The organism is Magnetococcales bacterium, assembly GCA_015228935.1.
Lineage (GTDB): Bacteria > Pseudomonadota > Magnetococcia > Magnetococcales > DC0425bin3 > HA3dbin3.
The window spans coordinates 1-6580 of sequence record JADGCO010000161.1; the positions used below are offsets into that span (position 1 = coordinate 1).

The following is a 6580-nucleotide window of genomic DNA, read 5'->3' on the forward strand; positions in this document are numbered from 1 at the left end:
CTTGAAATCATCTCAAAAGCAGCTCGAAAAATGGGAAAAGCTGCGAAGATGGGTTGAGAGTGGCAGGCGTGACCCGATGCCACCATTGGAGCGGAGGCAACAAAAATTGCCAGGTTGCGAGAGTCGGTACGCTGCGTGGGACAGGCATAGGGTCACTTCTCCGAAATGGTGATTGTTTCGGAGGAGAATACCCGTCGCCAGGTTAGTCGAATGTAAATGAAAAGTTAATTAAAGGTTAATTTGAAAAAAAAATTGAAAAAAACGGGGAACCACGAGGTTCCCCGTTGATTTGCATCCTGGATTTTCGAAAAGTTCGAAACGGAGACGTCACCCGCGCAGGGCGTCGCGCACGGCTTCCATGGTTTTTTGGGCATCGCCAAAGAGCATGCGGGTATTTTCTTTGTAGAACAGGGGATTGTCCACACCCGAATATCCGGTGGCCATGCTGCGTTTCAGGACGATGGAGGTTTTGGCTTTCCAGACTTCCAGGACCGGCATGCCATAGATGGGGCTGCCGGGATGATCCTGGGCACTGGGGTTGACAATGTCGTTGGCACCGATGACCAGAGAAACATCCGTCTCCGGGAAATCCTTGTTGATTTCGTCCATTTCCAGAACGATGTCATAGGGAACCTTGGCCTCGGCCAGGAGAACGTTCATGTGTCCCGGCAGGCGACCGGCCACGGGATGGATGCCAAAACGGACATTGACCTTGCGATCCCGCAAAAATTTGGTGATTTCATAGACGGGATGCTGGGCCTGGGCGACGGCCATGCCATAGCCGGGGACGATGATCACTTCCTTGGCATCACGCAACAGATCGGCCACCTCTTCGGCACTGATGGGGAAGACCTCCTTGGGACCGTCGTCACCAACGGTCGTGCCGCCTTCGACCCCGAAACCGCCGAGAATGACGCTCACAAAGGAGCGGTTCATGGCCCGGCACATGATGTAACTCAGGATGGCACCACTGCTGCCGACCAGGGCACCCACGACGATGAGAACATCATTGGAGAGCATGAAGCCGGTTGCGGCGGAGGCCCAGCCCGAATAGCTGTTGAGCATGGAGACCACCACCGGCATGTCGGCACCCCCGATGCCCATCACCAGGTGCCAACCCAGGAAAAAGGCGATGGCGGTATTGAGCAGGAGGAACAGGGTGCCATGTTCGTGGGAGACCGGAAAAACGAAATATTTTCCGAACCAGATGACCACCAGCAGCAGGACAAAATTGAGTTCATGTCTGGCCGGAAGCATCAAGGACTTGCTGGGGATGATGCCGCGCAGTTTGCCATAGGCGACCAGTGAGCCTGTGAAGGTGACCGCGCCGATGAAGACACCGATATAGGTCTCCACCATATGGATGGTTCGTTCTGTGCCGACGAGGGGATGGGAGACATCCAGATAATTGGCGAAGCCCACCATGACAGCGGCCAGTCCCACAAAGCTGTGCAAAATGGCCACGAGTTCGGGCATCTGGGTCATTTCGACCCGCGAGGCCAGAAGAGCGCCGATGGCCGTGCCGGCGATCATCAGGACGGCCAGGAGGCCAAAAGCGGTCACCTTGCCACTGAAAACGGTGGCCAGGATGGCAATGGTGATGCCGATGACGCCATAAATGTTGCCGCGCCGTGCCGTTTCCTGGTTGCTGAGGCCACCCAGGCTGAGAATGAACAGCAGACTGGCGGCGATGTAGGATACCGAAAGAATTCCTGGTGACATGGTCAGACCCCCTTATCTGCGAAACATTTTCAACATGCGGTGGGTGACCAGGAAACCGCCGGCCACATTGATCATGGCAATCAGTACCGAAACACTGGCCAGGAAGGTCACCATACTGCCCGGCGGACCGGAAATTTCCAGCAGGGCACCGATGATGATGATGCCGCTGATGGCGTTGGTGACGCTCATCAGGGGGGTATGCAGCGACGGGGTGACATTCCAGACCACCTGATAACCCACAAAGATGGCCAGCACGAAGACGATCAGGTGGGAGAGAAAGGCCGGCGGTGCCGAAGCACCGATGGCCAGCAGGGCCAGCGCCCCACCACCCATGGCCATGGCGATGCTTTTGTTTTTTTCTTTTTTGACCTGTTCGATCTCTTCCGGGGTGGGTTCATGTTTGACCGGTGCGGGACGCAAGGGGGCTTTTCCCACCTGGGGTTGCGCAGAAACCGGTGTTTTGAGGGGTGGAGGTGGCCAAGTAATTTCGCCATTGTGGACCACGGTACTGGAGCGGACCACATCATCTTCCATGTCGAAGTGCAATTGCCCATCTTTTTTCTTGCACATGTCGGAGATCAGGTGGCGCAGATTGGTGGCATAGAGCTGGCTGGCCTGGGTGGGCAGGCGGCTGGGAAGGTCGGTAAAGCCGATGATGGTCACACCGTGTTTGACAACGATTTTGCCGGGTTCGGTCAGTTCGCAGTTGCCGCCATTTTCAGCGGCCATGTCCACGATGACACTCCCTTCCCGCATGGATTTGACCATGTCGGCGGTGATCAGGACGGGGGCGGGTTTGCCGGGAATCAGGGCGGTGGTGATGATGATATCCACCTCTTTGGCCTGTTGGGCGAAGAGTTCCATTTCCGCCTTGATGAAGGCTTCGCTCATGACCTTGGCATAGCCACCGGCACCGGTCCCGTCCTCCTCGAAATCGAGTTCCAGGAATTCGGCACCCATGCTTTGGATTTGTTCTTTCACTTCGGGGCGGGTATCGAAGGCGCGCACCACGGCACCGAGGCTGCCTGCCGCACCGATGGCCGCCAGACCGGCCACGCCGGCCCCGATGACCATGACCAGGGCGGGGGGCATTTTGCCGGCGGCGGTGATTTGTCCGGTGAAAAAGCGCCCGAACTGGTTGGCTGCCTCGATCACGCCCCGATAGCCGCCAATGTTGGCCATGGAACTCAAGGCATCCATTTTCTGGGCGCGGGAGATGCGGGGCACGGCATCCATGGCAATGACCGTCGCCTTGCGGGCGGCCAGACGATCCAGCAGCTCCTTGTTTTGCGCCGGCCAGATGAAGCTGATCAACGTGGCCCCTTCCCGCAGGAGATCCGCTTCATGCCGTTTCAGGCGTGTGTGCTGGATGGGGGCACGCACTTTGAGGACGATATCGGCGGCTGCCCAGAGGGATTTGGCATCCGGGACAATTTCTGCGCCGGCATTCTGGTAGCTTTGATTGGTAAACTTGGCCTCATCACCCGCACCGGCCTCCACGAGTACGGTAAAGCCGAGCTTGCCGAGCTGCACCACCGAGTCAGGCGTCGCCGCCACCCGTTTTTCTCCGGGATGGATTTCCTTCGGAATACCAATTTTCATTTGCGTCACCACTGGGATGTTTGAAAAAGTGCCTGATTGAACAGGGATGTACAATTCACCAGACGATCTCTGGAACGGGAACGAACCGGCCCGGCAACCGACTCCCTGGCAATGGGCACCAGAAAACCAGGGCAGGTTTACTTCATGCCTGACTGGTTACGTCCATGGATCAGCCAGACAGCGAACGTCTGCATGGCACCATGAAGTTCTCTGGCCTGCGGCGTGTTTGCAACTGTCTTGGGATCCATTTCCAGATTGTAATCAGCCGCCAGATTCTGGATCAGGTCGTGCAGGGAGTCATCGAGGGTGGTTTGAGTTTTCTGAAGAATTTCGTCGATACCGCAGGTCATGTCACACTCTTTGTATCCTGAAGCCGTTTCTGTCACGGTGGCGGGAAAGTGGGAACAATCCACAAAACCATGCATGTGACCGGGAATGCTTCCGCCTTCGGAGCGATCACTCTCTTTTTCAAGCCAACGGGGATTGAGCATAAGGCATCTGCCAGGGAGAAGTCCACGATTTACACGTTATATTTGTAAATTCCATTTTGAATGGACGCATGCTGCATGGGACATCAACGCCCACCACAACTCGTGGACCTGTCGGGAAACAGGTTGATTACACCTGCGAGTCGCTCTGCTTCTTTTCATTTCATTTGGTCACATATATGGCTTTCAACAATTCCCGGGTCCGGGCTGCGAGTCGCTCTGCATCCTGCGCCAAGCCTCCGATGGCTGCCGAGTCTTCGCGGATGGCTTTTTCGACACCGTCGATCTCTTGCAGAACATCCTCGACGCCCTTTGTCTGGCTGGCGCTGGCTGTACTGATTTCGCGCACCAGCCCGGCCGTCATGCGTATATCCTCCACCACCTGCCGGATCGTCACGCCTGTGTGGTTGACTGTTTCGACACTGGAATCCGAGTACTCACCGATCTCTTCGGAGGCTTGTCGGCTATGTTCGGCCAGTTTCCGCACCTCTGCCGCCACGACCGCAAATCCCTTGCCATGTTCGCCTGCCCGGGCCGCTTCGATGGCGGCGTTCAGGGCGAGCAAATCTGTTTGGCGTGCGATTTCTTTCACCACGGTGACCCGCTCGCGAATCTGCCGCATCACATCGACGGCGCGTGCCGCATCCTCCACACTGATATCTCCGGTTTTGGCTGTTTCTGCGGCAATTTTTTCTGTTTTGTGCGCATTATCATTATTGAGACGGACCATCTGGGCAATACCGTTGATGGACCGCGCCAGCTTTTCCACGGTATCCGACTGGAATCCAGAACTTTTTGCCAGCGATTGTGACCGTTCATTCACATGGCCGGCAATATCGGCCACTTCCATGGTGATGCCGCGAATGCGATCAAAAGTTTCACCAAGCTGATCGGCCAGGACATTCATGGCCACGGCCATTTGGCCTGTTTCATCATTGGTAGTCACTTCGATGCGTTTGGTCAGATTTCCACCGGCCATGAAACTGGCGGTGGTCAGGGCATCCTGTAAAGGTCGCACCACCAGCCCTGCCAACCACCAGATGGTGATTGTGGCGATCAACAGGATTGTCACACCTGTCAGGAGAATCAACGCCTTGATATCTGACAACGTGGTCTTGCCTTCCAACAGGGCTGAAAAGGGCCTGATGGCCACGATACTCCAACCCAATTCCGGCATGACTGGCTGATAGGCAACGTAGTAGTGTTTGCCATTGTGGATAAACTCTCCCTTTCCCTCTTTGCCATCCTGCATTTGTTTCGTTATGGCAGCAAAATCCTGCGTGGGATAGAGTGAAGCAACAGCCGGAAGATACGCTTCCAACCTGGGTTCCGGATTGGCTCCTCCTCCCGATTCAGGACGTGCTTCCATATTGAAAACATTGGCAGAATCGGCAATGACCAACCCGTCCTTATCCACCATCAGAAAACGATACAGCTCTCTTGCACCTCCATCCTTGCCATGCTTGTTTTCATGCAACACATCCTGGAACATGGCTACCGGTATTTCGTAATGAAAAAAGGCCGGTTTGCTGCCATCGCCGAGAACGATGGGAGATGTGTAGGCAAAAACCCATTTTTTGGCATCCGGCGACATATACGGCGACGCAATGAAGACTTCCCCCTTGTTCCTGGCGAAGGTGGGTTGAAAAAATTCAGATGAATTTTCCTTGCTGGAATAGTCTTCCCTGGCAGCCGGTTTGCCGAAGGTGGTCCGCAAATGTTCCTGACCGGAGCGATCAATGAGACACGTCTCCACAATGGGAAACCGTTCCTGAACGGCCATGATCATGCGGTCCAACCGTTCCAGTAGCTCCTGCTGGCGTGGAGAAAACTGGATGACGCCAGAGGCATCAAAACGGTTCTCCTGGCTTTCGGTAAGCTGAAAATACTCCTCAAAGGCAGGATTTTCCATGATCAACAACAGGTCATTACGAGCCTTGTTGTGAAACATTTCCGTCAAATGGCCCTTCTGTTGCAAGTCGTTCACCATGGCATGCGATGCGGCATCAACAACTGCTGTTTCAATTGCGCGAAAGGCAATCCATCCCAAAACCGCCAATCCGACGCTGAGTTGAAAGACAAATGGCAATAAAAACTTGTACTTGATGCCGATCAGCCGCTTCTTGAAAGAAACACCCACTGCCCCCCCTCCCCTTAAATCATAACGATCCTGAACATACCTGGAATTCCCCGTTCCCGGCATGTTCATGCAACATATCGATACAGAACCCGGTCCTCGATGGTTTTAACTATTCAATGTTTTTGACTGAAAACCAAGATTGACAGTATGATGAATACACACCCGGGCCAAGTCATGGCCGGGCAGGCAAGATTTCCCTCTCCCCGAATAACCTTGCCCGCATCTCTGCCTTATTCCTCTTCTGAAAGCCCGCCGCATGACCTGGAAATAATAAAGCGCCCGTCCCAAATGCGCAATGGCCAAAATTTGAAAAAGACTGCTTTCCATTCCTGCCGCGATCAATATGCAAATATTATCTTGCAATTAAAACACTTGATTCATTAAAAAAAATTAATAATCAAATCCACCCAGCCAGCTCGTTCCGGACCATGGCGGTCAAGGCCGCCAACCAGGACGGGTGATCATTCAGGCAGGGAATGTAATGGAAATGTGTACCACCGGCATGCAGGAACATTTCCCGTCCCTGCTTGTCGATCTCTTCGAGGGTTTCCAGGCAGTCGGCAACAAAGCCCGGACACACCACCGCCACGGAGCGGATGCCTTCTCCCGGCAAATTTTTCAAGACAGT

At 54.6% G+C, this 6580-nt stretch carries 5 protein-coding genes; all 5 read right to left on the reverse strand.

The window, feature by feature from the left end:
- Positions 1 to 327 precede the first annotated feature (327 nt).
- Complete coding sequence (gene pntB, locus HQL65_19975; GenBank protein MBF0138515.1) at positions 328 to 1722, reverse strand: Re/Si-specific NAD(P)(+) transhydrogenase subunit beta; 1395 nt, start codon at positions 1720 to 1722, stop codon at positions 328 to 330.
- 12 nt (positions 1723 to 1734) lie between these two features.
- A complete protein-coding gene (locus HQL65_19980; protein ID MBF0138516.1) occupies positions 1735 to 3324 on the reverse strand; it encodes a Re/Si-specific NAD(P)(+) transhydrogenase subunit alpha in 1590 nt (529 codons plus the stop codon).
- Positions 3325 to 3461: 137 nt separating this feature from the next.
- Positions 3462 to 3815: a hypothetical protein gene (locus HQL65_19985; protein MBF0138517.1), complete on the reverse strand. Its 354-nt coding sequence runs from the start codon at positions 3813 to 3815 to the stop codon at positions 3462 to 3464.
- A 160-nt stretch (positions 3816 to 3975) separates the two neighbouring features.
- Positions 3976 to 5952: a methyl-accepting chemotaxis protein gene (locus tag HQL65_19990; GenBank protein MBF0138518.1), complete on the reverse strand. Its 1977-nt coding sequence runs from the start codon at positions 5950 to 5952 to the stop codon at positions 3976 to 3978.
- A 397-nt stretch (positions 5953 to 6349) separates the two neighbouring features.
- Positions 6350 to 6580: ferrochelatase (locus HQL65_19995; protein ID MBF0138519.1), on the reverse strand; the 231-nt coding region annotated here is incomplete at its 5' end.

Excerpts from the sequence above, each read along its gene's own strand:
- HQL65_19985 (MBF0138517.1), bottom strand. The coding sequence starts at position 3,815 with ATGCTCAATCCCCGTTGGCTTGAAAAAGAGAGTGATCGCTCCGAAGGC.
- pntB (MBF0138515.1), bottom strand. The coding sequence starts at position 1,722 with ATGTCACCAGGAATTCTTTCGGTATCCTACATCGCCGCCAGTCTGCTG.
- HQL65_19980 (MBF0138516.1), bottom strand. The coding sequence starts at position 3,324 with ATGAAAATTGGTATTCCGAAGGAAATCCATCCCGGAGAAAAACGGGTG.